Source organism: Catenulispora yoronensis, assembly GCF_039531695.1.
GTDB lineage: Bacteria > Actinomycetota > Actinomycetes > Streptomycetales > Catenulisporaceae > Catenulispora > Catenulispora yoronensis.
Map to the genome: position 1 here is coordinate 1 of NZ_BAAAQN010000143.1, position 1241 is coordinate 1241.

Sequence of the window (1241 nt, forward strand, 5' to 3'; positions counted from 1 at the left end):
TGGGAAGGTGTTGCGGCGGGTGTTGCGGGAGGAGGATGCGGTGGAGCGGGGTGGGGGCGGTGGTGGCGGTGGTGGCGGTGGTGGGGAGGGGTTGGCTGGGCGGGATCCGTTTGCGGATTTCGGGCGGTGAGGGGTTCGGGCGGTGAGGGGTTCGGGCGGTGAGGGGTTCGGGCGGTGAGGGGTTCGGGCGGTGAGGGGTTCGGGCGGTGAGGGGTTTCAGGCAGTGATCTCCCGGTGCCGGGGGTGGGTGAGGTGTGAGACCCTCACGCCATGTTCGGCACTGTTGATCTCCCGGAGTTCGTCCTCGGCGCGCTGTTCATAGTTTTGTTGCCGGGGCCCAACTCGTTGTATGTGCTCACTGTTGGCGCGCGTAGGGGCGTGCGGACTGGTTATCGGGCTGCGGCCGGCGTGTTCCTTGGGGATGCGGTGCTGCTGACGTTGACGGCGTTGGGGGCGGCTTCGATGGTGAAGGGGTCGCCGGGGGCTTTTGATGTGGTGAAGTATTTGGGGGCGGGGTATTTGGGGTGGTTGGGGTTCGGGATGGTGCGGGGTGCGGTGCGGGGGTGGAGGTCGTGGAGGGGTGGTGAGGGCACCGCAGTCGCTGAGGCTCGGGTGGGAACCGGGGAAGCCGGGGCAGCCGGGGCAGCCGGGGCAGCCGGGGAAGCCGGGGAAGCCGGGGAAGAGACTGCTGAGCATCCGTTTCGGCGGGCGCTGATGGTGAGTGTGTTGAATCCGAAGGCGATTCTGTTTGATCTGGCGTTTTTGACTCAGTTTGTTGACCCGCATGCGGTGCATCCGTCGGAGGCGTTCGTGGTGCTGTCGACGATCGTGATGGCTTTCTCGGCGGGTTATTTGAGTGCGTTGATCTTCATGGGGAACCGGCTGGCCACGGCGTTCAGGCGGAGGAGGAGGCTGTCCGCTTCGATGACTGGGGGTGTGGGGTCGCTGTTTGTGGGGTTTGCGGTGAAGTTGGCTACGGCTTCGTTGGGGTGAAGCGAAACCCGAAAGTCAACTGCGCCTCCGGCGGCCCCTCCGGGGAGGGCCTCGCTCTGGAAAGAGTGGGGCCGGGCGGGTTGGCGCGGCCTTGGTCGGTGGTTCCGGTTTCGGTTCCGGCCTTTCCGTCGCATCGTCGCCTGAAGGAATCACACCGCCCAGGCGGTATCAAGGCGACCCTTCAGGTGCCGTGCCCTGGCTGATGCGAGCCTTGACACCGCCTGGGCGGCGCGATTGGCTACGCCCGC

General features: G+C 66.5%; 1 protein-coding gene. It reads left to right on the plus strand.

What is annotated here, in order from left to right; all coding sequences use genetic code 11:
- Positions 1–270: 270 nt before the first annotated feature.
- On the plus strand, positions 271–993 hold the full coding sequence (gene leuE, locus ABD481_RS46390; protein WP_344672318.1) for a leucine efflux protein LeuE: 723 nt from the start codon (positions 271–273) through the stop codon (positions 991–993).
- Positions 994–1241: the final 248 nt, after the last annotated feature.

Excerpts from the sequence above, each read along its gene's own strand:
- leuE (WP_344672318.1), top strand. The coding sequence starts at position 271 with ATGTTCGGCACTGTTGATCTCCCGGAGTTCGTCCTCGGCGCGCTGTTC.